Here is a 24,463-nt window from a genome sequence, read left to right as displayed (position 1 = left end):
ATCGCGTCGCTCCACGTTGTCCTTCGAACAGAAAATGCAGCTCCGCAGACATTCCGCTCAACTGATGAATAACCTCGTGTGCAGTTGCGGATGGCGCATTGAAGCAATTTCAAGCATCGGCTGCAGATTCCACAGGCTCTCCCACTCTGGGCACGCGCTTGCAGCGTCGATCACCGAGGCCATGTGCGACTTCATGCTCCAGAGCAACTGCATGGCCGCCGACTGCCCGAGCGGCAGGAGCCTTTGGCAGGCAGAGACAGCCCCAAACAATGTCTGGTGCAGGTAGGCTCCAGCCACCTGCTCCACATCCAGTTTCAACACCGATCCAACCAGCCCGAAAGTGGCAGCCAGGTGCGCGTCTCCGTAAAAGCGCAGACGATCATCGTTTTCGAGTGCAGCAGACAGCCCCAGAAAGCGACGTCCCAGGCGAAGGCTCGCCTCCCGGCTTTCCCTGGCGGGACGCATCGCGGACGCGGTTGCATTCAACTGCTGCCACTCTTCCTGCGACGATGCTCCGTAGCCGCGAACACAAAGCACAGCATCGCTGTGGCCCGCACCGGCCAGCCACTCGGCGAAGAAACGCTGCAAACCGGCGGCATCCAGCCCGCCCTCGGCCACCAGAGACTCAATACCGAAGCTGTGGGAGAGGGCTCCAATCGGCAACGCACTATCGGACAACTGCAACATTTGCAGCCACGCAATCATCGACTGATTCGCTTGATTCGTTCTCAAAGCCAGCCCCGTAGTGACTTCGAAAGCACAGTGACGGCTTCCGCAAAGGAAAACTGAAGAAATTTGCCCGAACAAAACAAAAGGGCGACGTATTCTAAGCAGAACCGATCTGTTAGCCCCGCTGAATGTATAAAATTATACATTCACACCTTTTGAAAGAGGCCCATTTTGTCGATCGACGCACCGCTGAGCGCCAGCAGTACTGACCTCCTGAGGAAACCGCTCTGGACGTCGCTGGCCGACAACATCGCAAACCTCATTGCCAACTCGATTGCGACCCGGCGGCTCGTGCCGGGCGAGCGCATCGTGGAAACGACCCTGGCAGAAAAACTTGGCGTAAGCCGTGTTCCTATCCGTGAAGCGCTGAAAGTATTGCATGCGCAAGGCATCCTGACCGGCGGGGGACATCGTGGATATCACGTTGCGACCTTCGACGCAGAAACGACGCAGCAGATCCTCGAAGTACGCCTGATGCTCGAAACGTTTCTACTGCGCGATGCCCTGAATAACTGGCGCAGCGGTGTGGAAGATCCCAACGAACTCAATATCGCGATTGCAGAGATGGAACGCGCGGCGAAGTCCGAAGATGTACCTGCCTCACTACTCGCAGATCTGGAGTTCCATCGCACGATTCGCAATGCAGCGCGCAATCCGATCGCTGGCACGCTGTGGGACACAATCGCTCGCCATGTCACGATTGTCTTCAACTTTGAACGCTACCGCGACAAAAATCTGATGGCGATTCCCCGTCAGCACGAGCTATTCCGTGACTTCATCTTCGAGCAGATCAAGAAGCCCGGGGCACCGGAAGAGGTGAGCGAAGCGCTCGAAAGCCACATTCTTCTCATCGACCGCCGCCGCCGGAAGTTCCTCTAACGCTGAAACGGGCGAAGCAGCTAGAGCTGCTCCGCCCGTTCTCTTTTATCCTTTGCGGTTACTGCGGAACCGCTACCCACTGCCTCTGGGCTTCCGAGTCGCGGATGGCATCAAGCACGCGCTGGTTCTGCAGGCCATCGCGGAAGGTAGCTCCTTCGCGCAGGGCCCGCTTCTCGCTGATCGCCGCGCAGAGTTCCTGCACAGCACCCACCACAGACTGGTTCCAGATCCCGGCGTTGACGCCTTCGAGGCCATCGTAAGGATTCGCGACTTCGATCTCCTGAAGTGGCTCGCCAACAGCGCCCATCATCAGCTTCTCGGTATCGTTCGAGAGGGTGATCGTCCCTTCGCTGCCGTAGAACGTCGTCTCGTTCGCAGCTCCATGACGAGCGATGGTGCTGATGAGCACATTCGCCAACGTACCCGAAGCAAACTCCGCCGAGAACTGAACAAGATCGTCCGCCGTCGCGGTCCAAGACGCGCCCGTGCGCGGATCAATGCGGTCAGGAACCATCGTTTTCACGGTGCCGGAGACAGCGGTAATTTCACCAAGCCACCAACGCAGCAGGTCGACCTGATGCGAGCCATTCGCTCCCAGACGACCGCCGCCCATCTTCGCCAAAGACCACCAGTCGCCAGCAGGGCGCGACTTCGGATCAGCCCAACTGCCGCCCACGTTGTGCACCACGACATGACGGACCGTGCCGATGGCGCCGGCCTGCAGAAGCTCGCGCAGCTTCTTTCGCTTGGCGTTAAAGCGCAGTTCGTGGTCGATCATGTGCACGCGCCCGAGCTTTTCCGCCATCTGCAACATGGCGGCAGCTTCCTGCGCGTCCATCGCCGTCGGCTTTTCGCTCAACACATGCGCACCCGCTTCCAGCGCAGCGAAGACCATCGGGGCGTGCATCACCGTCGGGGTGGCGATGCAGACCAGGTCGAGCGACTGCTCCTGCAGCATCAACTGCCAATCCGCATAAACATGCTTGACGCCGAACGGCTTCGCTGCGGCCTCCGCGCTCTCCAGCCTGGAACTCGCCAACGCCACCACTTCGGCACCTGCTACATGCCGAAAGGCGGGCAGGAAGGCGGCTTTTGCAAAACTGGCTCCAATAATTCCAACTCGCATCGCTTCTGCTCCTGAATCTCTAATTAACCGTAAACGCCGTATCAAACGCGGATTCCAGCTGCCATACGCTGACAAAGCCCGAAAGTGCTGGACAAGGCGTCGCTTGACTTGTTATACAATCATACATACGAACAGTGGCTTCCACCGTCCAATGTCATCATCCAGCCGTTCCCGTTTCATGATTTTGTGTGCGGAGACGACAGTGCAGGATTCCATGCGGCTTAGCAATAAAGTAGCGATTATTACCGGCGGCGCCAGCGGCATGGGCCGCTCCACGGCCTCCCTTTTTGCCCGCGAAGGTGCTTCCGTTGTCCTTGGCGATGTGGATGTTGTCGCGGGAGAAGCGGCAGCAGCAGAGATTCGGGCCCAGAGTGGCCGAATTCTCTTCCAGCCCTGCGATATGCGGGTCGAGTCCCAGGTTTCGGCGCTGGTACAGACCGCGGAGACGCACTTCGGCAAGCTCGACATCCTCTTCAACAACGCAGGCATTGAGCAGCCCCTGACGGCCTCCTCAGAGCTCGACACCGCGATCTTCGAGCGCGTGATCGATGTCAACCTTAAAGGTACGTTCCTCGGCTGCAAGTATGCGATCCAGTCGTTTCTCCGTACCGGCGGCGGCGTCATCGTGAACAACAGTTCGGTGAGCGCGTATGCAAACGTTGGCGGGAACGTCTCGTATGCCGCGTCCAAGGGCGCCATTATGTCGCTGACGCGCGTGCTCGCGATTGAGTATTCGCGGAAGAACATCCGCGTCAATGCGATCTGCCCGGGCGTGATCGACACGGGCATGAACCGCCGCAACCTTGATCTTGCAGCCGATCCTGATGCTTTGGCCGAAAAATGGATGTCTGCGACACCCATGGGACGTATGGGCACAGGCGAAGAGATCGCTGAAACCGTTCTTTATCTAGCTTCGGAGCAGTCCTCCTTCACTACGGGAATCGGACTGCTTATCGACGGCGGCCGCGTCGCCACCTAAATCAGACACCCTTGAAGAGACCGCCGATGCGGTCTCTTCTCCCTTTTTCTCCCCCTACGAAAGGACTCGAAGACATTGAGCGAAAACGTGAAATCCATCAAGCACATGGCGTTTGCCGTACGTAACGCAGAGGCAGCGCTGGACACCTATGTCCGCTTCCTCGGCGTTCCTGCCGACACGGCGGTGACGGAGTACCCGAAGTCACGCAATCGCGTGGCCCTGTTCCTGCTCGGTGGCATCGAGTACCAGCTTTCGCAGTCGATGGATGCCGACGGACGCTTCGCTTCGTGGATCGCTCAGCGTGGAGCAGAAGGCCTTCACCACATCTGCTACGAAGTAGCGGACATCGAAAAGGCCCTCTCCGAAGCACAGCAAAAGGGCGCAGCCCTGCGTGAATGCAAGGCCTGCAAGATTACGGGCAGCCACCCGCACCCGGAAGGTTACGTTGCGTTTCTCGACAGCGATGCCGGTGGCATTGAGATTGAATTTATGCAGGTCTACAACGCTGCAGAGCTTGATAAATACAACGCTGTAAAGGGGATCTAGTCGACATGGCCCAGCAGGTAAAAACGATCACAGTAGGTACCGCCGTTGCCGCACCCGGCACGATCGTACGCGGTCATATCCCCGTGACAAAGACCGGAACCGGAGCCGATATCTCCATCCCGGTCATCGTCATCAACGGCTCGCAGTCCGGCCCATGCGTTTGGATTGATGCGTGCATTCATGGCGATGAGCCGGAAGGCACGCTGACCTGCCACGCCCTTGCCGCAGAGATCAAGCCAGAGGCGCTTTCCGGAACGCTGGTTCTGGTTCCTGCCATGAACGCCCCGGCGTTCGAGGCCGGACAGCGCGGCAACCCGCTCGACACCTTCTCGTACGACATGAACCGCATCTACCCGGGCCGCGCACAGGGATACCTGACCGAGCGCATCGCCTGGGCTCATGCAGAGTTCTTGAAGACGGTTGCGGATTACGAACTGTCCATCCACTCCGGTGGCGCTCATTCGTATCTCTCCGAGACGATCTTCGTCAACGAAGATGAGAAGTCGATCGAGCTGGCGAAGGCCATGGGCCGCGGCTGGGAGCTTGTGCTCTCTGCGATCAGCCCGAAGGGCAACCCGATGGCAACGATGCTCGAAGCGGGCAAGAGCGGCATCACGGTAGAGCTGGGCGGACGACCGGCCACCTCCCCCGAGGAGATGCGCCGTGTTGTCGGCATCCTGACGGAAGCGATGCGCAATGTGCTGCGTCACTACGGCATGATCGCCGGCGAAGCGCACTATCCGGAGAAGCGGTGGAAGGGTGTGCAGGAAGCCCTGCTCGCTCCGGCCAGCGGTGTCTATGTTCCGGCAGAAGGCGTTGCCTGCAAGAAGCCGATGAAGAAGGGCGATCCAATCGCCAACATCGTCGATGTGTGGGGTGATGTGGTCGGAACGCTTGTTGCTCCGGCAGATGGCATGATCTTTGGGCTGCGCGCTCTGCCCAACGTGATGACCGGGGAATGGTGCTGCTTCTACGGCAAGACAGATGGGTTCCGCGACTGATGACACCTCCTGTACCAAGCCCAGATTCTCACCCGCGCGATTTTTGCGGCTACGGACAGAACCCGCCGAACCCACAGTGGCCCGGCAACGCTTCTGTAGCTTTGAACTTCGTGATGAACTTCGAGGAAGGTTCGGAGTACTCCATCCCCGATGGGGATGAGCACTCCGAGCGTGCCTTACTCGAAGTGGCAACGTCCCGCGTGGCGCAGGGCAATCGTGACCTTGCCGCCGAGTCCATGTATGAGTACGGAACACGCGTTGGGTTCTGGCGGCTGCTTCGCCTCTTCGAACAACGCAAACTTCCGGTCACGGTCTTTGCCTGCGCGCAGGCTATTGAACGCAACCCAGAAGCTGCAGCGGCCATTCGCCGACTCGACTGGGACATCTGCTCGCACGGTCTGCGCTGGAACGAACAGTTCACGCTGACAGAAGACGAGCAGCGTCGCGAGATCACAGAAGCTGTGGCCTCGTTTCAACGCACACTCGGTAAGCGCCCCCTCGGCTGGTACTGCCGGTATGCGCCTGCTGTGTTCACGCGCAAACTGCTGATCGAAGAAGGCGGCTTTCTCTACGATAGCGATGCCTATAACGACGATCTGCCGTATTGGGACAACACCGGTGCGCGTCCTCACCTGGTCGTTCCTTACTCGCTCACGGTCAACGATGCGCGGCTGCTTCGTGGAGGCATCACAACGGGTGAAACGTACTTCGCGTTCCTCCGCGACTCGCTCGATATGCTGCGCGCAGAAGGCAAACAACAGCCACGCATGATGAACGTCGGCATGCATCTCCGCATTCTTGGTCATCCAGGGCGCGCCGCCGGGCTTGCACGTTTTCTTGACTACGTGAAGACCCTCGACGACGTCTACGTATGCCGTCGCGAGGATATCGCGCGGCACTGGATTGGCCGCTTCCCTGCCGAGGCGTCCTAACTATGCGGCTGCATCCCAAGCCCGTCCACGCAGACGAGTTCGCTCCCTTCGGGTGCCTGGTGTCTCCACCAGCGGCCCCGGGGGAGCGCGCTTTTTTGACAGAGTGGCTAGGCAGCGAGTTGAAGGACGCGACACCTCGCCTGCATGTGAACTTTGTCGTTCCCACGGCTCTGCCACACAGCGTCACACTGCTGGAGCGTCATCCCCACGCCGCGCAGATCTTCGTTCCGCTTGAGGCTTCGCAGTATCTGATCGTTGTTGCCCCCAGCCTGGCCGATGGCTCGCCCGATCTGGCAGGAGCACAATGTTTCGTCGCACCGGGCAACGTCGGCGTTGTCTATCGTGCGAACACCTGGCACGCAGGCGCGACAGCACTCGATAGCAAGGCACACTTTGCGGTGTACATGTGGCGCAACGACCGTAGCGATGACGAGTTCATTACACTCTCGGAACCGCTTGAGATCATTGCGCCGGACAAACAGCAGGCCTAAACGGCCTGCTGTTTGATGCGATACGTTCCACCCTTTTCTGAACGAGCCGTCACCTCAATCGATCCACCGGCAGCGACACGAACGAGCCACTCAACCGGCTTGCCAACGGCGGTCCACTGCTGTCCCCAGGGCGACCACGGAGCGAAGCGCTCATTGCGGCCAGCGAGATGACCGACCTGCACCGATGCCGGATTCATCACAACTTCTCCACCCTCTACGTTGATGGAGATCTCGACAGGCTTTGCGATGTTCTTCTCGATCGCAACGTCTGAGAGGTTCGTCGGTAGATAGCCGTGGTTGCTAACGACAGCTCGCACCTTGTAAAGATCAGCGCCTAGCGAGTCAACCGTAACGCTGTCGATGAGGACGCGTGGAGACGCCGCGGCGTGACGCAGATTGAAGAGCGCGTTCTCGCGGCAGACCTTCTCGAGCATTGGTTCGGGCGGGTTGCGGTAAGCCCAGATGTTCACCATACCGCCAACCTCGATCGTGCCCAGTTGCGGGTGTTCGAAACTCTTCCACGGCCGCCAGCCGCGGTCGCCCAGGTTCTTGCGAACAAACTCGTAGATCTTGCGCTGCGCCTCATCTCCTGCTGGATGCAGGTTGTAGAAGCTGGCCTTCTCAACACCTGCAGCCGCTTCCAGATCCCACAGCTCCGTGCCGATGCTGATGATGCCCATCTCTTCATAGGTCCAGTCCATCAGACCGCCGCGACGCGGCTTCGACTTGTCCGGGGTGAAGCCCTCATAGATGCTGATCGTCGGGTAGCCGGTAATCTCCGTGCCCACCTTGCCGATCGCGTCATACAAGGCAAGATCGCGCGGGCTCATGGAGCTGTCGGGACGCGTCATACTGGGCCGCAGGATCACGCCTCCGTGCGTGTGATACGCGCACATGCCGCAAATGTTCGGATGCTCAAGGATGAAGCGGGCCATGCCTGCGGCCTCGGGCTCAGACAACGGATACTCACCCGCACCGTACTCCTCGCGCGACCAGTTGGCCGGGAAGTTGCGGTTCATGTTGCCGTCGAAAGGCTTCTCTACCTTTACATCCACGCCATCGAAGTTGCGGATTGAACCTTCGGGATAGAGTCTGTAGTACTCGCCACCCTCTTCTCCGGGAGAACGTTGCACCATCACATCGTCACTGTAGGAACTCTTCTTCCACTCGCCCTTCGTATCCGGCACACGCATCCATGCGAGATAGCCATCGCCATCGACGTCTTCTGCGATCAGACCTTCGTGACGCGCGGTCTCAGGCGTGTAACGACCGTTGCCACACCAGTTCTGATACGGCGGCACAAGCGACATCTCGGCGCCGTCGGGGTTGATGCGCGGCAGCACATAGAAGACCTGTGTGTCGACAAGTCGAGTGGCCTCTTCGTCCTTGCCGTACTGCGTCAACAGATGCCAGATGGCGTAGAGCGCGGTTGCGCTGGTCGCGTGCTCTTCTGCATGGATCTGCGCGTCGATGTAGTAGCCGGGCTTTTCCAGCGCCGGGCCGGTGCGGTGGTTCGTAATCTCAACCAGCCACACCTCACGACCTGCAAACGTCTTCGCCAACGAGCGCATCTTGGCCAGCTCCGGATACGCTGCTACCAGGTTCTGGAGCTGCTCCGTCATCTCGTCGTAGGTGTAGTACCGATCGAACTTCGTATTGATTGCCGTTGCCATCTTCTTCTCCACGTTCAATTTGCTTCTGCATGACAGGCCTGCACAACTGGCTGGCTGCCGGTTTCCCTTAACAAACGCTCGATGCCCTCCCGTATTCCTACGGAGGGAGTAAAGCCTGTGTCCGAGCAAAGACGCTCGATCACCATCGCTTTGCGCCCGTGCGCGGCTTTCAGAATGATGTTCGCCTGTTCTGGCGACTCAGTCTGCTGCACACGCAAGCCAACGCCGCGAAAAGCGTCGAGGACATCACGCGCTTCAACGGCTACGCCGGAGCTGACGTTGTACATCCGATGCTGCAGACCCAACGACGTGAGCAGCCCTTTGATCGCAACAGACAGATCGTCAACGTGCATCCAGTCACGGCTGCAGCTCTCACCGTGAACCCGTGCGACTTCTCCGCTGCGCAGCAAGGTAAGGAGGCAGCCAATCAGGCTTTGCTGCGGGCGAAAGGCGGAGACCCGTTCCTGCGGGCCGTAGCATGGCCCCACGCGGGCCACCACCATCGTGATGCCGCTCCGCGCCTCTGCCTGCAGCAGGCACTGCTCCGCTTCGCGCTTGCTCGCGGCGTAACTGCTGCTCAGGTCGAGTGGGTACTCCTCGTCACAGCTCTGCGGAAGCTGCGCCGAGCCGTAGACGCCGCTGCTACTGAGCAGCAGTATTCTCTGCACCGAACCAACCTGCATCGCGGCTTGCACCATGTTGCTCGTGCCGGTGGCGTTCACGGCGTGCATCTCTGCATCGCTGACGCCCGCCGTGACAGCGGCGGCGTGGAGCACGTGCGTCGGCCGGAAGCGCTGGAGGACACGCTGACACGCGTTTTCGTCGCGAACGTCCAACTCTGTATACGCGCCAACCCCTGCAAGTTCAGGTTTGCGGGCATCGCAGCCCATCAGTGCCTCAACGTCGTACCGCCCGGCAAACGCCCTCATCAGGGAGCTTCCCAGAAAGCCAGTCGAGCCTGTGATCAGCAAGCGGATGATTCAATCCTCACGACAATAGAATCTTGTAATATTGTTATACACTCAGAAGAAGAACAACGGTGCGCTTCCCCTCTTCGAAACGACTCGAAAGCAGGGCGTGACGCGACCTTTTTGAGGAGATCAGCAGCAATGGCTTTGACCCCGTTTCATATCGCCTTTCCCGTCACCGACCTTGAGGCCTCGCGCCACTTCTACGGAATTATTCTGGGCTGCGAAGAAGGCCGCAGTTCTGCAAACTGGATCGACTTCAACCTCTTCGGACACCAGGTCGTGGCTCACCTTCGTCCGGCTGGCAACGAAGCTTCCGGCGCAAACCACAGCCATGTGGATGGACACAATGTGCCGGTGCCGCACTTTGGCGTCGTGCTGACGATGGACGTATTCGACACCTTTGCCGAGCGCCTGAAGGCTGCCAAGGTGAAGTTCGAACTCGAGCCCCAGATTCGCTTCAAGGGACAGGTTGGCGAGCAGGCCACGATGTTCCTGCTCGACCCCTCAGGCAATGCGCTGGAGTTCAAGGCGTTTGCCGATATGAGCCAGGTTTTCGCTAAGTAACTCTTCGCTCCTTGAGTTACGAAGGGCGACGGCATGATGCCGTCGCCCTTTTCTTTTGCCCGCTTGCCTTTCGGAATCACTTGCCCCTAAGGCCTTCCCCACTGAAAGAAAAAGGCTGCAGTCCGTGAGGACTGCAGCCAAGGAGAGCAAGAGAGAGTGGTTGGTTAGAAGATGATCTTTCCACCAAGCTGCATGCTGAACGGTTCGCCAGGACCGATGCCAGGAGCACCAGCGTAGTCACCGATCGTGTCGGAGAGAACACCGAAGCCATCTGCACCGAAGGTGGTTGCCGGCGGAGCGAAGTTCTTGCGGTTGAAGACGTTGAACATCTCAGCACGAAGCTGTACGCCTATCTTCTCGGTAATCTTGGTCATCTTGAAGACCGAGATGTCGACGTCACTGAAGCCCGGGCCGTAGAGCGCGTTACGAGGCATCGTGCCGTAGGTGCCGTTTGCCGGAGCAGCGAACGCTGCGGTGTTCAACCAGGTCTCACTCTTTGCAGTCGAGTCAAACTTGTGATTCACCCCTGCATACGGATTACCGATGATGTTCACACGCTGAGCACCTTCATCCGTGCCGCTGGTGTCAGCGCTGTTGTAAATCGTGAACGGAGCGCCCGAGTGGAAGTTCATCATGGAGTTGAACTGCCAGCCGTTGAGCACCGGAGCAAACGAGCCACTGCGCTTGGGGGTGGAGTAAGAAATCAGGCCGACGAAGGTGTTGCGCGTGTCGGTTGCTGCGTTTCCATACTCGCCCTTGATGTTGTTGCTGTCCTGCGGAAGCTGCGAACGCGAGACCGAACCTTCATCGAAAGCGTGTGCCCAGGTATAAGCAGCCTGCGCGGTGAAGCCGTGGTATCCCTGTAGCTTCAACGTAGCCTGCAGCGAGTTATAGTTACCCGTTTCAAATGTTCCCACCTGGTTGATGTTGCCGAAGGTCGGGTACAGGTTGTAGAACGGACGGCTTTGCTGCTGCTGGAGTGCTTCATCCGTTGTCGAAGGTGAGCCTGTTGACTGCAGCTTTGCCTGGTTGATGTCGCGGATAGCGAGCAGCTTGCGGGACTCGTTACCTACATAACCGATCTGTGCCAGCATCTTCGGTCCAAGCTGCTGCTCAATGTTCAGGTTGTAGTTCCAGACATACGGTGTGCGCATGTTCTGGTCGATCGAGAAACCCCCGCAGGGTGAGGTGGAGGAGCATCCCTGAGTAGTTGTACCGAAGACAGGAACGCCGCTCTGGAGCGTACCAGCAGTTGAGGTAGTCGAGTAGTACGGGAAGCTCGTTCCGGGGTTAGCCTGCACACCCAGCGGCGAGCTGTTGCTCGTCGAGTTGTTCAGGAACGCCGCCATGATCGGCTGATCGTAGTACATGCCGATGCCACCGCGGATCACTGTCGTGCCACCCTCAAAGGGCTGGTACGAGAAGCCGAGGCGAGGCGCGAAGTTATTCTTGTCCGACGGATAGAGCGAACCCACACCGGCGCCCTGCACCTGCACACCCTTGCCGGGAATGAAGACGCTGAGGTCCTTCGAGTTGTCGTACAGCGGGCCTTCGTAGTCATAACGAATGCCGTAATTCACGGTCAAACGCTGACCAAGACGCCATGAATCCTGTGCGAAGCCGTCAAATGCATTGGCGTAGACCCAACGCTGCGGGCTGCCGATCGCGATGGTAGCGGTCGAATAGTTACCTGCCAACAAATCAGCTAGAGCATTCACGCTAGAACCGTATGTGGTGTCGTCTTTCCAGGCTCCCTGAGTGCCAGTGAAGTTGAACTGGCCCGTCGAGTTGCCGGAGTTGAAGACGTTCACATAGCCGCGACGGAACTCGCCACCGAAGCGGAAGGCATGCGAGCCGACCGTGTACGACACGGTATCGTTCAGATGGCCCGTGATGTCATTGCGCCCCGAAGGAGCAATAACGCCAGCGTAATCGAAGCCCGTGATGCGGATCTTCGGAGCTTCCATCGGATAGGAGCTGCCCGTCACAAGGCCTGTGCCCGCAACGTTGAAGTTCTGCTGCGAGTTGTTGAAGAGCTGATTGAAGTAGTTCACACCCAGCAGGAGCTGGTTGCTCAGTCTCGGCGTAAGCGTCGTGTCCAGCACGGTCGCGTAGTTCCAGACGTGAATCGGGCCAACCTCGTAATAAGGAGCCAGCTTCGAACCGTTCGGAGCAACCTGATTGCCTTCGCCACCAAACGCGCGCACCGAAAGATTGTTCTTCTGGTTGATCGCGTAATCGAGCTTCAGGACACCGTTCCAGCTATGGCCATACTCCGGGATGCTGCTCGAGTAGTTGTTCGCCGCTGCCGCTCCACCCAATGCATACGCCGGGTAGAAGGTGTCGAGAATGTTCTGACCTACCGGGTTCACCGCTACGCCGTACTTCGTCAACAGCGCCTTCGCCTGTGTCTGGTAAGCGTACGAAGGTTCGGTCGCCAGACCACTCTGACCGATGCTGAAGGTCTGCGTTTCAAGCGACGAGAAGAAGAAGAGCTTGTCCTTGATGATCGGACCGCCGAACGAGAAGCCAGCGTTGTAGTTGCGATTACGCTTCTTGGTCGCACCGTCCGCGAGGAAGGGCGAGCCTGCAGCGTAGGCCTCGTTACGGTTGAAGTAGTAGGCCGAACCGTGGAACTGGTTGCCACCGGACTTGAGGCCAAGATTGACCACACCACCGGGGTTACGGCCCGCCTCCGCGTTGCCCTGCGTCTGCACCGAGAACTGATCGACAGCGTCGATCGGCATCACGACACCGGGGATACCCAGAATGCCGCCCTGGTTCACAGCCGGAACGTTTGCGTAGAAGTCGTTGTTATCAACGCCGTCGATCTGCCAGTTCATCTGGTCAAAGCGCGTTCCGTTCAACGACCCCATGCCCGTACCGCCGCCACCAATTGCGTATCCGGCAAAGCCCGGAGTCACGGCAACCATCTGCGTAAAGTCGCGACCGTTCAGCGGCATCGCATCGACAGCCTTGTTGCTAACAACCGTCGTCTGCGTCGACGAGGTCGTGTCCAGAGCAAGCTGATTGGCTGAAACAGAGATCTCCTGCCCGGAGCTTGCCAGAGACAGATGCACCTGTGCGGTGTAAATGCTTCCCTGCGAGACTTGAACATGCTGCAGCTTCTGAATGGCAAAGCCATCGGCCGTCACAGTCACCGTATACGGGTCGAGCGGCAGATCGGAGAAGACAAAGTCTCCTGAGCCCGTAGCCTTCATCGTGTGGGTCAAACCGGTGTGCTCATCAGTTACCGTAACCACCGCACCAGGCACCACTGCGCCCGACGGATCAATCACTGTACCGTTGATGCCACCACGAAACGTCTGAGCACCCGCACCCAGAGCCGTCATAAACAAGAGAGAGGAACTAAGCACTGGCCGGACAAACCGCCTTGAAGCAAAACGCATGCAAGGAACTCCTGGAAAGTCTAATTGCAGAGATATCGTTCAGACCGCTCGACGGTATGACACTTGCCGAACGTATGACCTGGCCGATGGCTGGTTCACCATTGAGCCAATAATGCTGTGCTGCTTTTGCTAGATTGTATAACAAACTAGCAACCATGCAACCTAAAATTAAACAAAAGAGGTAGACGATTCGCTGCCGTCGTGCCTATGTCGCTTCTTTCGTGCGGTCTAGCCTTCGTTTGCCATTCGCGGATCGAGGTAATCGCGCAGCCAATCGCCTAATAGGTTGAACGAGAGAACGGTCAGCATGATGGCGACGCCGGGAAACAGCGCAAGCCACCAGCGTCCTGCGAGCAGCTGATCGCGGCTCTCTGCCAGCATGCCGCCCCACGTCGGCGTGGTCGTTGGGACACCGAGTCCGAGGAAGGAAAGTGCGGCCTCTGCCAGAATGACGCTGGCAATATTGAAAGAGCCGATGATGATGAGCGGCGACAGAATGTTCGGGAGAATGCCCGTGAACAGGATGCCCGGAGTCTTCTGCCCAAGGGCTCTTGCCGCTTCGATGTACTCGCGCTCGCGCTGCAACATGGTTTGCCCGCGGGCGATACGCGCATAGGTGACCCACTGACCGATGCCGAGCACCAGAATCAGGTTCGCCATGCCCGGACCGAGCACCAGCATAAAGATGATGGCCAGCAGGATGAACGGGAAGGCAAGTTGAATGTCGGCCAGGCGCATCAGCACGTCGTCAATCCAGCCGCCGAAGTACCCGGCAATCGTGCCGAGGAAGGTGCCCAGAACACCGCCGACCAGAACAGAGATCAGCGCCACGATCAACGAAATGCGCGCGCCGTACAGCAGTCGTGAAAGAACATCGCGACCAAGGCCATCCGTTCCGAGAAGGAAGAAGAGACGACCACGGTGAGCGTACGACAGCGGTGGTTTCAGGCGAGCGATGATGTCCTGGCGGTTTGGATCATGCGTTGCCAGCATGGGGCCAAAGACTGCCGCGAGAACAATGAGACCAAGAATGATCATGGCCAGCAACGGCCACTTCGCGCGGCAGAGGCTTCGCCAGACGCGGCGCGTGACACTGCGGCGAACCGGGGTAGAGACAGCGAGCGTGTTCGAATTCGTCATCGTTCTTATCCGTTCAGCCGAATACGAGGATCAAGTTGCGCGTAGAGAAGATCGACAGCAAGGTTCAGCGCGAGGAAGGTGACCGCGAAGAGAATGACTGCGGCCTGCACCAGCGGAATGTCTCGATGGTTGATGGCGTTATAGACGAGTCTGCCGACTCCGGGCCAGGAGAAGATCGTCTCCACCACGACCACGCCGCTGAGTAGAAAGCCCATCTCCAGCCCGAGCATGGTGATGACGGGAAGCATGGCGTTCCGCATCGCGTGGTAGCCGACGACGCGGAGTTCATTGAGTCCCTTGGAGCGAGCCGTACGCACGTAGTCGAGCGAAAGCACTTCCAGCATGGAGGCGCGAACCAGACGTGTTGTTCTCGCCAGCGTGAAGAAGGCGATCGTCATGCCCGGCATGATGAGATACGGAATCGCTCGTGGAATATTGGCTAAACCTTCCGCAATATTTCCGGCAAAGATCTCATCCAGCACGGGCACACGACCAGAGATAGGGAGCCAGCGCAGGCCGAGCCCTACGGCAAGGATCATCATGATGCCAAGCCAGAAGCTGGGGATGGACTGGCCAAACATGGCAAAGATCATGATGCCGCCATCAAGCGGCGTTCCTCGCTTCATCGCCGCCAACACACCGAGCGGAATAGCGAAGACGAGCGCGACGATGAGAGCGAACATCGCCAGTTCCAGCGTGGCAGGAAAGTGACGCAGCACCACGTCCAGCGCAGGCGTGCGATAGGTCAGCGATGTGCCCATGTCTCCATGCAGCAGACGAACGGCGTAATGCAGATACTGCACGGGCAGCGGCTTATCGAAGCCAAGCGCCGCGCGCGTGGCGGCGATCTGCGCATCGCTGGCATGCTCGTTCACGTACAGATAGGTTGGGTCGCCGCCCATGTGCATGGAAAGGAAGGTGACCAGGGTGACTCCGAAGATCACCAGGAGGCTCTGCCAAAGTCGTCGCACCACGAAGCCGATCATCGTTCGTGCCGCCTTTCTGCGCGTCGTGCTGCCTTAGTAGACCGTGATGTTTTCATCTGCCCTCGGCGTCCAGTGGATTCGATTGCTGACGCCGTAGACATCGGGCTGGAAGTAAAGCATCAGCCAGGGCGCTCCTGCATGAAACTCCTGCAGCATGTTGTTCATGATGCTCTGCTGCTCCATCGCATCTCGCGTCTGCTCCAGCTTGGACCAGCCTGCGAAGAACGCAGGATCGTGCCACCCGGTGTAGTTCGTCCCTGCATCGGGAGCCGAAAGATCGCTCATGTCGTAGAGCGCACTCCACGTCGAACCACCCGTGCCCAAGAGGAAGAGCGGACCTGCTTCATGCGCGCGAGTGAGCAGCACATACACAGACAAATCAAGCAGGCTCACTTGTGTATCGACTCCGATATCGCTCAAATACTGTCCGATGGCCTGCGCGACGTTGCCATCGCCGTACAAGGTACGCGGGGCCTGAAGTCGCAGATGAAAGCGCACTCCATCCTTGCCTCGCGGATAGCCCGCAGCATCCAGCAGCTTCTCTGCTTTATCAGGATCAAACGGCGTGGAGGCAATGCCAGACTTGTCGTTGCGCGGTACGACAAGCGTCGAAGCCCGCTGACAAGGCGTACGCAGCAGAGCTTCACAGATTGTTGGCACATCGATGGCGTACTGCAACGCCTGTCGAACACGAGGGTCCTGAATGGCGCGCCCGCCATCCGTATCTTGAAACTTCTTACGCAGGTTGAAGCCCACATAGACTCTTCGCGTACTTGTGACGGTTTCCACCTTGGCCGTCTCGCTGTTGCGAATAGCGTCGATCTGGTCGGGAGGAACACCCGTGATGAGGTCGATGTTGCCTGCAAGCAGTTCGGCTGTACGTGTGGAGCCTTCCGGGATCACACGCCAGACAACGCGGTCGTAGCGAGGGCGACGCAAGGTGAAGTGCGGGTTGCGCTCAAGCACAATGCGATCGTCGTGAATCCACTCTGCAAGACGATATGGGCCTGTCGAGCTGGGATGCGTAGACGCTTCGCTCAGCGACATCTTCTCGTAGGGTTTGCGACACATCACCATCATCTCGCTGATCAGCCCGATAGCAATCGGGTTGTACTTCGAGGTGTGGATCGTCACACTCAGCGGGCTGTCTACATGGACGCCGGTGTATTCGATAGAGGGAATGAGAAAGCCTGAAGCGTTGCCGGTGAAGTGATTGCGCGGATCCGCTGCACGTTGAAACGAGTAAGCCACATCGCTTGCGGTCAACGGAGATCCGTCTTCGCACTCAAGTCCCGGACGAAGCTTGAAGGTGATCGAGCGGCCGTCTTCAGAGTAGGCGTAGGACTCTGCCAGGAACGGCTGCAGATTTCCATCCGGCGAGACATCGTAGAGCGTTCCAAAGAGCATTCGTGCGACGTTCAACGTATCCGCGGAACCAACGTCAGAGGGATCAAGCGTGTCAGCGTCATTCGCCTGCGCGATCACGATCGTGTTTGCGCCCACGGAGCCTGAATCACTCATGGAGTGATCGTTCTTATGCCGATGGTGAGACGCCGTCCAGACAAGAAGCGCCAACGCGGCGAGCACCACACCTGCAGTGGTGAAACGTCTCCTCCTTCTTTGCTCGATGTATGACAAGTCTTGAGAACTCTTTCCTGTAGTGATCTGCGAAGCTCGTTAGCGGTGGTGACAGGCTTTGAAGTGTGCCGGAGCGATCTCAACCAGAGGAGGAATCTCTTTGGTACAGACCTCTGTGGCGATCGGGCAGCGTGTGCGGAAGACGCATCCTGAAGGAGGATTCAACGGACTCGGAATATCGCCTTCCAGAAAAACGCGTTTACGTTGCACCGTAGGATCCGGTACAGGAACGGCCGAGAGAAGAGCCTCCGTATAAGGATGGCGAGGGTTCACGTAAAGATCACGTCCACGGGCTACTTCCATAATGCGCCCCAGATACAGAACGATCACTCGGTCGCTGATGTACTCCACCACGCTGAGATCATGTGCGACGAAAAGCATCGACAGATTCATCTCACGTTGCAGGTCCTGCAACAGGTTGACCACCTGCGCCTGCACGGAAACGTCGAGTGCCGAAACGGGCTCGTCTGCAACCAGGAAGCGGGGACGAAGCGATATTGCCCGGGCAATGCCGATGCGTTGACGCTGGCCGCCGGAGAACTCATGCGGATAGCGCTCCAGATGAGCTGACGATAAGCCGACACGCTCCAGCAGCGACACGATCGTTTCGCGCATGTTGCCACTGTCCTGCCCATGAATCCGCAATGCCTGCGTCAGAATCTTCTCCGCAGTCATGCGAGGATTCAGGCTCGCAAACGGGTCCTGAAAGACGATCTGCATGTCCTTGCGCAGTGAACGCATCTCTTCAGGAGGTAACGTGGTGATCTCTCTGCCATCGAAAACGACTGATCCTGAGGTGGGCTCGACCAGGCGCAAAACGCTGCGCCCAATGGTCGTCTTGCCCGATCCGGATTCGCCGACGAGACCAACGATCTCTCCAGCGTTGACGTGGAAGCTCACATCATCGACAGCCTTAACAACCGGGGCGTTCCGCGCAAACCAGCCCTTGCCCGTAGGAAAGTGCTTGCGAAGCGAATTCACCTGCAAGATGGGTGCTGCAGCGGGATCCGGGGTCATGAGGTCGCCTCAAGTTGAACAAGTTCTTCCCAGCGTGCGCAGCGAACCAGATGGTCTTCGGCAATCGGTTCAAGCATGGGCACAGTTGCCTTGCAGCTGTCGGTAAGAAAATCGCAGCGCGGATGAAACGTGCATCCGCTGGGAAGATGCAGTGGGCTCGGCACGTTACCGCGGATAGCTTCCAGCTTTTGCTGATGCTGGCTTGCACGATCCACTCTCGGCATAGACCGCAGCAGGCCACGCGTGTATGGCATCCGCGGACGAGCGAAAATATCGTGAACGGGTGCGGCCTCGACCGCCCTTCCCGCATACATCACCACAACCCTGTCCGCCATCTCGGCAACCACACCGAGATCATGCGTGATGAAGAGAATCGCCATCTCCATCTCCTGTTGCAGCGTTCTCATCAGCTCCAGAATTTGAGCCTGAATCGTGACGTCGAGCGCCGTGGTGGGCTCGTCTGCAATCAGAAGCTTGGGCTTGCATGCCAGTGCCATCGCAATCATCACACGCTGCCGCATGCCACCGGACATCTGGTGTGGATACGCGACAGCGCGCTTGGCGGGATCAGGAATCCGCACCATGGAGAGGATCTCCACAGCGCGGTCCCAGGCCGCACGAGGCGATAACTTCTGGTGTACCTCGAGGCGTTCGGCAATCTGCTCCCCGACGCGCAACACCGGGTTCAGACTGGTCATCGGCTCTTGAAAGATCATGCCGATGCCGGTACCGCGCAGGCGCAGCATCTCACTCTCGCTCGTCTTCAAGAGGTCGCGACCTTCGAAGAGAACTTGACCGCTTACCTCGCGGTGCTTCGACTTTGGCAGCAGACCCATGATGGCGAGCGAGGTAACAGACTTCCCTGACCCCGACTCACCAACAACGGCAAGCGTTTGTCCGCGCTTCACCTTGAAGCTCACATCGTCGACAGCCGTCACCAGGCCGGCTTCCGTGCGAAAGCGGACGCGGAGGTTCCGAACATCAAGCAAAGGTGCAGCGCCAGGCGCCTGCTCCGGTTGTACAGCCATTGTGGATGCCATGCGGAACTCCTTTCTCTTAGACGAGCCAGAGGCTGTCTTCAGATTGCTATCCCAGTTCGTATAGCTCGGTATACTTCGCGGTCAGATACTCGATGTACGGCTCCGGATCGAGCGTGCGGCCGGTAGCCATGGTCAGCAGTTCGTCCCGCGAGTAACGTCGCCCATGTTGATGGATCGTATCCCGCAGATAGTGGCGCAGAGGAGCATAGTTGCCTTCGTCCAGCGCCGGCTGAATAGTCTTATCGGTCGTAAGCGCGGTCTTGTAAAGCTGAGCAGCCATCACGTTACCGATCGTGTAGTTGCAGAACGTTCCAATCTGCCCGGTAGACCAGTGCGTGTCCTGCAGAACGCCGAGGCGATTGTTGGGAACATCCAACCCGAGGTCGCTCTTCATCGCTGCATTCCAACGCTCCGGCAGGTCTTTGACCTCCAATGTTCCGGCAATCAGGTCGCGCTCGATCTCCGTGCGCAGCATGATGTGGAAGTCATAGGTCAACTCATCGGCTTCGACGCGGATCAAGCCCGGCTGTACGCGGTTGACCGCACGATGGAACGCGGCAGTATCGACGTCCGCAAGTTGGCTCGGGAAGAGCGCGCTGAGTGACGGATAGTGCAGGTTCCAAAACTCCTTGCTGCGACCAACGTGGTTCTCCCACAGGCGCGACTGGCTCTCATGTGCGCCAAAGCTTACACCGCCTACGGCATACATACCGGGCAGATCGGTAGCCAGCGGTGTACGCGTATAAGCAGGATCGACGCCCTGCTCGTATAGCGCGTGACCGGTCTCATGCAGCGTGCCGAAGAGCGAAGCCGGAAGATAGTTGCGGGTGTAGCGCGTCGTGATGCGTACGTCTTCGCGAGTGAACGAAATCTCAAACGGATGCACGGTGTTGTCGAGACGGCCACGGCGAAGATCATAGCCAAAAGCCTCAGCCATCTTTATCCCAAACTCACGCTGCTCGTTCTCAGGAAACTCGCGCTCGAGGAAGTCCCAACGCACCTGCTGCTTGCTCTGCACCGCACGAAGCAACGGAATCAGCGATTCACGCAAACGCGAAAAAAGCTTGTCAAGCGAGACGACGGTCTCACCCGGCTCAAACAAAGACAGAAGAGCGTCGTAGGGATGTTGCTCGTAGCCGATCGCATCCGCCGCACGACGTGCTAGAGCGACAACCTTCTCCAGATAAGGGGCAAAGTCTTCGAAGCGATCTTCAGCACGAGCCTTGACCCATGCAGCACGCGAAACCTCGCGCAAGGCAACGCGCTCTGCCTGCAACTCATCCGGAATGCGCTTGTGCATGGCGATGGCATACTGCGTCTGCGCAATCGAACGACGCTCGGCCGAATCTTCGGCGAGATCCCGCGTGCTGCGCTCGGCAAGTTCCAGGCGGCGCATCGTTTCGTCAGAGAGCAGCGTGGTGCGAGCCAGCGTCATGAGCGTGGCGATCTGCTGGCCACGTACTTCAACCGCACCGGACGGCATCATCGTGCGAGCGTCCCAGCTCAGCATCGATGCCGAGCAAAGAAGATCGTTGACGGTGGCCATCTGTTCCAGAAACTGCGTGTAGCTCATGATTCCCCTTCTTATCCTTTGTCCTAATGCTTCTTGGTAAGCGGCTCGATGTTCAAATCAGCCGCGAGCGCCTGCAACTCAGCAAACACATTCTCGGCAAGCGGAACGCCGTTTGCGCGCTTCTCCACTTCACGTCGGTGCTCCAACTCGCCAGGCAGAAGAACTTCGCTAAAGCCGGGTCGCAGATGGCTTGCGCGGATCATCTCGCCGAAGCGATGCATGCGCGTGCGGAACTCTGCCATTGGCATGAACCACTCGATATCGAACGCCAGGAAAGTGTGCGATACATCGGTCTTCGCCGGATCGCTGTATGGATCCACGCCGAATCCACCGCCAGAGAGCACGCCTGTCATCACGTCTGTCATCAACGAAAGCCCGTAGCCCTTGTACTGACCGATACCCAGCAACGCTCCTGCCATGGCCAGCGTTGGATCAGTAGTCTCTTCGCCTTCCGGCGTCAACGCCCAATCCACCGGCATAGGCTTGCCTTCCCGCTCCAGCCAGCGCATCATGCCTTTGCCTGCAGTGGTCAACGCAATGTCGAGCACTACCGGAAAGCCATCACCACCCGGCGAAGCAATCGACCAGGGGTTGGTGCCGACGACAGGAGTCGCCCCCCCCCACGCGGCCATTTCAGGCCCGGCGTTGGTAAACGCTATGCCGACGCAGCCCTCGCGCTCCGCCTCGGCCGCGTGTACCGCAGACGAGCCGTAGTGCGTGCCATTGCGAACAATCACAGCGCCTATGCCGCAGACCTTCGCCTTCGCAATCGCAAGTCGCATCGCACGCTGGCCGACGAGACTGCCAAGACCGTTATGCGCATCCACTAACGCAAGCGCAGGGCTTTCCTTCAGCACTTCGAACGAGCCACCCACGTTCAGGTAGCCCTTCTGAATTCGCTGACGGTACGCCGACAAGCGACGCACCCCCTGCCCTTGCCCCGGATGAAAGCGCAACTCGCTATAGATCAGGGCACTGCTTGTGGCCTCAGCCTCTTCAGTCGTGCATCCCATCGCCTGCAGGGCTTTGAGAGCAAAACGGCGAAGATCATCAAGATCTACCGCGACCATCTTCACATCCGACGAAGCTACCGTTTCAGAAGCCACGCTTACGCCTCAATCCCGAGCAGGCTGACCAGGTTCGTCCCCGGCTCGATCACCGGTTCGATCTTGCCCTTCGTCGCCGTCATCAACAACGTCATGCCAGGGCCGTAACCTGCGCGCGGACCATCGGTCTGTCCAACAACGGCAATGCCGATCGCCTCACGCAGATAGCCATGCTGGTAGCGGCTGTCGTAATCCTCCAACGCGACAACGTCGCCGAGGCGAAGTTTATCCAGCCCCAGAGCCGCGATCTCTGCACGATCCGTCGTCTGCAGATGAATGCTGCCACCTTCGCTGGTGAGTCCCGCGCCTGCGCCGATGAGGTGAGCAGGAATCTTTGCAACGACCGGGACCTGCACACGGCCGTCTTCTTCGGTGAGTTCGAGCGCCTTCAAAAGCTGCGGAGAGAGGCTCTTGAGATAAACCTCAGGATGACCTTCGAGGCTCATGCCAACGCCGCAAGAACGAATGACGATCTTGTCGTTCACCGCGAACTTCTTGCGCGCTTCCTTCGGGAAGTGCACGATCACCTGCTCCGAGAAACGTCCGCTCTTGCCTGTCACCACGCCGCGCGTTCCCTTGCCGTCGCCGGTCATCACCATCGCGTCGTTGCCAACGCAGGCAAAGGTGTTAAGTCCACGGTTCGAGGTATCTGCAGGCAGTGAGATACTGACGCCGGGGTGGATGCAATCGGCCACCCAGCCAAACGCGTCGTCGCCTACCGAGACGTTATAGACAATGCCACCGTAGGTCGGCAGCAGAAAAGCGCTGCCGTCAGCCGCGAAGCGATACGGCTCTGCAGGAAGCCCCGGGAAGGACGGATGCACGATCTGTCCCATCACCGAAACCATTACCAATCTGTCTTCATTGAATGCGACGCTCATGCCGTTTCCTTTCCAAGGCCGAAGTACGTTCCCAGGTTTGCTCCCTTGTCGATAACCCACTCGATGCAAGACTCAGGGCACGTCATGATCGTCATGATGCCCGGGCCATGGCCCGTCATCACCGAGTCGCCATGGATGCACAGCGCGATGCTGACCGCACCCGAACGGAAGCTGCGACCAAAGCGATGGTCGGCGTGGTTGATCACCACCACGTCACCCAGGCGTAGCTTGTCGATACCAAGCTGCTTCATCAGGCAACGGTCGCCAGACATCAGATCCTGGTCAACAAACTCGCTGTTCAACTCTGCTCCCGAACCCATGATGCGGATCGGCAACTCCATCGCAACGCGGACTCGAATGCGGCGCTCGTCCACGGCCTCAACGCCCATCGCTTCCAGCATCGCCGGGCTCGTCTTCTTGAGCTCGATGTGCGGATAGTCGAGCAGCTTCAAACCGCGACCATAAGCAGAGATCTGCACGCTGTCACCGACTGCCAGCCCGTCGTACACCTCGGACTCGAAGTCCACCAGCATACGCGCGTGCTCACCGGTCACAATACCGCGTGCTCCTGCCGACAGCCCCGAGGTCACCAACGCCTCGTTGCCCATGCAGGTGAGATAGTGCAGAGCAAAGTCATGGCCTTCGTTCGCTGCGGCGATCGACACGCCAGGCTCGACATGGTCTGCCGCCCAGCCAAACGCAGGATCGCCCGTGCGTACGTTGTACGTAATTCCCGACATACCCGGAAGCAAAACGCTCTTGCCCTCGTTGTCGGGGATGTAGCCTGGATGACGCACTGTCGGCTGACTCACCGTTCCAGCAACCGCCATCATGACCAGCTGATCAGCATTGGTTCGTAGCACTTTCGTCCTTTCCCGCGCATTGGATATAGAAACGGCGGATTAGCGATGATTGTAATACAATCTAACAACTAACCGCTTGAGATACAAGCGTGATTCTCTTCTGGAGGTTTTACCTTGTCCGCTATGCGAGCCATCCTTGAACAGCATGTCGTCATCACCGGAGCAGCCAAGGGGCTCGGAAAGGCTATTGCCGTGGCGTTTCATCAGGCAGGAGCCCATTTGGCGCTTGTCGACTACGACCAGAAGGCGCTGCTCGAGCTGCAGAAGGAGCTGCCCGGCAGCACGGTATACGCCGTCGATCTTTCCAGCGCCGAGGCCACACGTGCAGCCATCGCACAGATCGCCGTCGACCACCCGAGCGTTCACACGCTCGTTCATAACGCCGGGTTCCTCGTGCCACAGGCGTTCTCTGAGATGACCGAGGAGCGCTGGGAGCTGACCTTCAACGTCGGCATCCAGGCGGGATATCTCTTCACCCGGGCGTACTGGAATCAGTGGCTCGCCGCTGGGTCGGGCTGCGCGATCTACGTCTCCTCCAACTCCGGCATACGAGCTGACTGGGGCGAGGCACCGTACGCCGCCACGAAACATGCGCTGGAAGGCTTCTCCTCTGCCCTGGGATTGGAAGGCACAGACCAAGGCGTCTTCACGCACAGCGTGACGCCGGGCATGCCGATGCGAACACCAATGTCTGAGCAGAACTATCCAGACGAGCTGAAGCAGCGTTGGGTGGATCCGATAGAGCTTGCGCCAGCGTTTGTGTTTCTCGCAACACAACCCGACGCCAGCCTCTCCGGCAAGCGACTGAGCGCTTGGGAGCTTGCACAACGCGCTCAGTAGTAAACGTCTTTAGAAAACATCTTTCGCACACAAGCAATGGGCGCGCTCTATTGGAGCGCGCCCATTGTTCTTTGCTTA

22 protein-coding genes are annotated in these 24,463 nt (G+C 58.6%); 8 read left to right on the top strand and 14 right to left on the bottom strand.

The window, feature by feature from the left end; translation table 11 throughout:
* Positions 1-57: 57 nt before the first annotated feature.
* Complete coding sequence (locus PW792_06045; protein ID MDE1161494.1) at positions 58-687, bottom strand: urease accessory UreF family protein; 630 nt, start codon at positions 685-687, stop codon at positions 58-60.
* Between the two features lie 213 nt (positions 688-900).
* On the opposite strand from PW792_06045, the gene PW792_06040 reads away from it, so the two are divergent.
* The gene (locus PW792_06040) at positions 901-1,608 is read left to right on the top strand and encodes a GntR family transcriptional regulator (protein ID MDE1161493.1); all 708 of its coding nucleotides are present in this window, start codon (positions 901-903) and stop codon (positions 1,606-1,608) included.
* Between the two features lie 58 nt (positions 1,609-1,666).
* On the opposite strand, the gene PW792_06035 is transcribed toward PW792_06040, so the two are convergent.
* Positions 1,667-2,734 carry a Gfo/Idh/MocA family oxidoreductase gene (locus PW792_06035; protein ID MDE1161492.1) on the bottom strand — a complete coding sequence of 356 codons (1,068 nt, stop codon included), beginning with the start codon at positions 2,732-2,734 and terminating at the stop codon, positions 1,667-1,669.
* 214 nt (positions 2,735-2,948) lie between these two features.
* On the opposite strand from PW792_06035, the gene PW792_06030 reads away from it, so the two are divergent.
* The 5 genes from PW792_06030 to PW792_06010 all read left to right on the top strand — a co-directional run bounded on the left by PW792_06030 (position 2,949) and on the right by PW792_06010 (position 6,683).
* Positions 2,949-3,713, top strand: a complete 765-nt coding sequence (locus PW792_06030; GenBank protein ID MDE1161491.1) for a glucose 1-dehydrogenase — start codon at positions 2,949-2,951, stop codon at positions 3,711-3,713.
* Positions 3,714-3,788: 75 nt separating this feature from the next.
* Positions 3,789-4,259: a VOC family protein gene (locus tag PW792_06025; protein ID MDE1161490.1), complete on the top strand. Its 471-nt coding sequence runs from the start codon at positions 3,789-3,791 to the stop codon at positions 4,257-4,259.
* Positions 4,260-4,264: 5 nt separating this feature from the next.
* Positions 4,265-5,260 (top strand): M14 family metallopeptidase, encoded by a 996-nt coding sequence (locus tag PW792_06020; protein MDE1161489.1) that lies wholly within the window; start codon positions 4,265-4,267, stop codon positions 5,258-5,260.
* 113 nt (positions 5,261-5,373) lie between these two features.
* Positions 5,374-6,192 carry a polysaccharide deacetylase family protein gene (locus tag PW792_06015; GenBank protein ID MDE1161488.1) on the top strand — a complete coding sequence of 273 codons (819 nt, stop codon included), beginning with the start codon at positions 5,374-5,376 and terminating at the stop codon, positions 6,190-6,192.
* Positions 6,193-6,287: 95 nt separating this feature from the next.
* Positions 6,288-6,683: an ureidoglycolate lyase gene (locus PW792_06010; protein MDE1161487.1), complete on the top strand. Its 396-nt coding sequence runs from the start codon at positions 6,288-6,290 to the stop codon at positions 6,681-6,683.
* On the opposite strand, the gene PW792_06005 is transcribed toward PW792_06010, so the two are convergent.
* Positions 6,680-8,356 (bottom strand): M14 family metallopeptidase, encoded by a 1,677-nt coding sequence (locus PW792_06005; protein ID MDE1161486.1) that lies wholly within the window; start codon positions 8,354-8,356, stop codon positions 6,680-6,682. The genes PW792_06010 and PW792_06005 overlap by 4 nt on opposite strands.
* Positions 8,357-8,370: 14 nt before the next feature.
* A complete protein-coding gene (locus tag PW792_06000; GenBank protein ID MDE1161485.1) occupies positions 8,371-9,327 on the bottom strand; it encodes an NAD(P)-dependent oxidoreductase in 957 nt (318 codons plus the stop codon).
* 138 nt (positions 9,328-9,465) lie between these two features.
* Here PW792_06000 and PW792_05995 point away from each other — a divergent pair, with 138 nt between their 5' ends.
* On the top strand, positions 9,466-9,891 hold the full coding sequence (locus PW792_05995; GenBank protein MDE1161484.1) for a VOC family protein: 426 nt from the start codon (positions 9,466-9,468) through the stop codon (positions 9,889-9,891).
* Positions 9,892-10,055: 164 nt separating this feature from the next.
* Here PW792_05995 and PW792_05990 read toward each other — a convergent pair whose 3' ends face one another.
* The 10 genes from PW792_05990 to PW792_05945 form a co-directional block, all read right to left on the bottom strand.
* Entirely contained in the window at positions 10,056-13,268 is a 3,213-nt protein-coding gene (locus tag PW792_05990) for a TonB-dependent receptor (GenBank protein ID MDE1161483.1), read from the bottom strand.
* A gap of 261 nt (positions 13,269-13,529) precedes the next feature.
* A complete protein-coding gene (locus tag PW792_05985) occupies positions 13,530-14,441 on the bottom strand; it encodes an ABC transporter permease (protein ID MDE1161482.1) in 912 nt (303 codons plus the stop codon).
* 5 nt (positions 14,442-14,446) lie between these two features.
* Positions 14,447-15,427 (bottom strand): ABC transporter permease, encoded by a 981-nt coding sequence (locus PW792_05980; GenBank protein MDE1161481.1) that lies wholly within the window; start codon positions 15,425-15,427, stop codon positions 14,447-14,449.
* Between the two features lie 33 nt (positions 15,428-15,460).
* The gene (locus PW792_05975; GenBank protein ID MDE1161480.1) at positions 15,461-16,948 is read right to left on the bottom strand and encodes an ABC transporter substrate-binding protein; all 1,488 of its coding nucleotides are present in this window, start codon (positions 16,946-16,948) and stop codon (positions 15,461-15,463) included.
* A 156-nt stretch (positions 16,949-17,104) separates the two neighbouring features.
* Positions 17,105-18,082, bottom strand: a complete 978-nt coding sequence (locus tag PW792_05970) for an ATP-binding cassette domain-containing protein (GenBank protein ID MDE1161479.1) — start codon at positions 18,080-18,082, stop codon at positions 17,105-17,107.
* Positions 18,079-19,122: an ABC transporter ATP-binding protein gene (locus tag PW792_05965; protein ID MDE1161478.1), complete on the bottom strand. Its 1,044-nt coding sequence runs from the start codon at positions 19,120-19,122 to the stop codon at positions 18,079-18,081. Before PW792_05965 ends, PW792_05970 begins: the two co-directional genes overlap by 4 nt.
* Positions 19,123-19,168: 46 nt before the next feature.
* Positions 19,169-20,695 (bottom strand): carboxypeptidase M32, encoded by a 1,527-nt coding sequence (locus PW792_05960; GenBank protein ID MDE1161477.1) that lies wholly within the window; start codon positions 20,693-20,695, stop codon positions 19,169-19,171.
* A gap of 23 nt (positions 20,696-20,718) precedes the next feature.
* Complete coding sequence (locus PW792_05955) at positions 20,719-21,801, bottom strand: Ldh family oxidoreductase (protein MDE1161476.1); 1,083 nt, start codon at positions 21,799-21,801, stop codon at positions 20,719-20,721.
* Between the two features lie 2 nt (positions 21,802-21,803).
* Positions 21,804-22,682: a DUF4438 domain-containing protein gene (locus PW792_05950; protein ID MDE1161475.1), complete on the bottom strand. Its 879-nt coding sequence runs from the start codon at positions 22,680-22,682 to the stop codon at positions 21,804-21,806.
* Positions 22,679-23,545, bottom strand: a complete 867-nt coding sequence (locus tag PW792_05945) for a DUF4438 domain-containing protein (protein ID MDE1161474.1) — start codon at positions 23,543-23,545, stop codon at positions 22,679-22,681. The genes PW792_05950 and PW792_05945 overlap by 4 nt, the downstream gene beginning before the upstream one ends.
* 123 nt (positions 23,546-23,668) lie before the next feature.
* Between PW792_05945 and PW792_05940 the strand changes: the two genes are divergently transcribed.
* Positions 23,669-24,385: an SDR family NAD(P)-dependent oxidoreductase gene (locus tag PW792_05940; GenBank protein MDE1161473.1), complete on the top strand. Its 717-nt coding sequence runs from the start codon at positions 23,669-23,671 to the stop codon at positions 24,383-24,385.
* Positions 24,386-24,463 lie beyond the last annotated feature (78 nt).

Source organism: Acidobacteriaceae bacterium (assembly GCA_028283655.1).
In the GTDB taxonomy this organism is placed as follows: domain Bacteria; phylum Acidobacteriota; class Terriglobia; order Terriglobales; family Acidobacteriaceae; genus Granulicella.
This window is presented reverse-complemented; position numbering and strand designations above follow the sequence as displayed.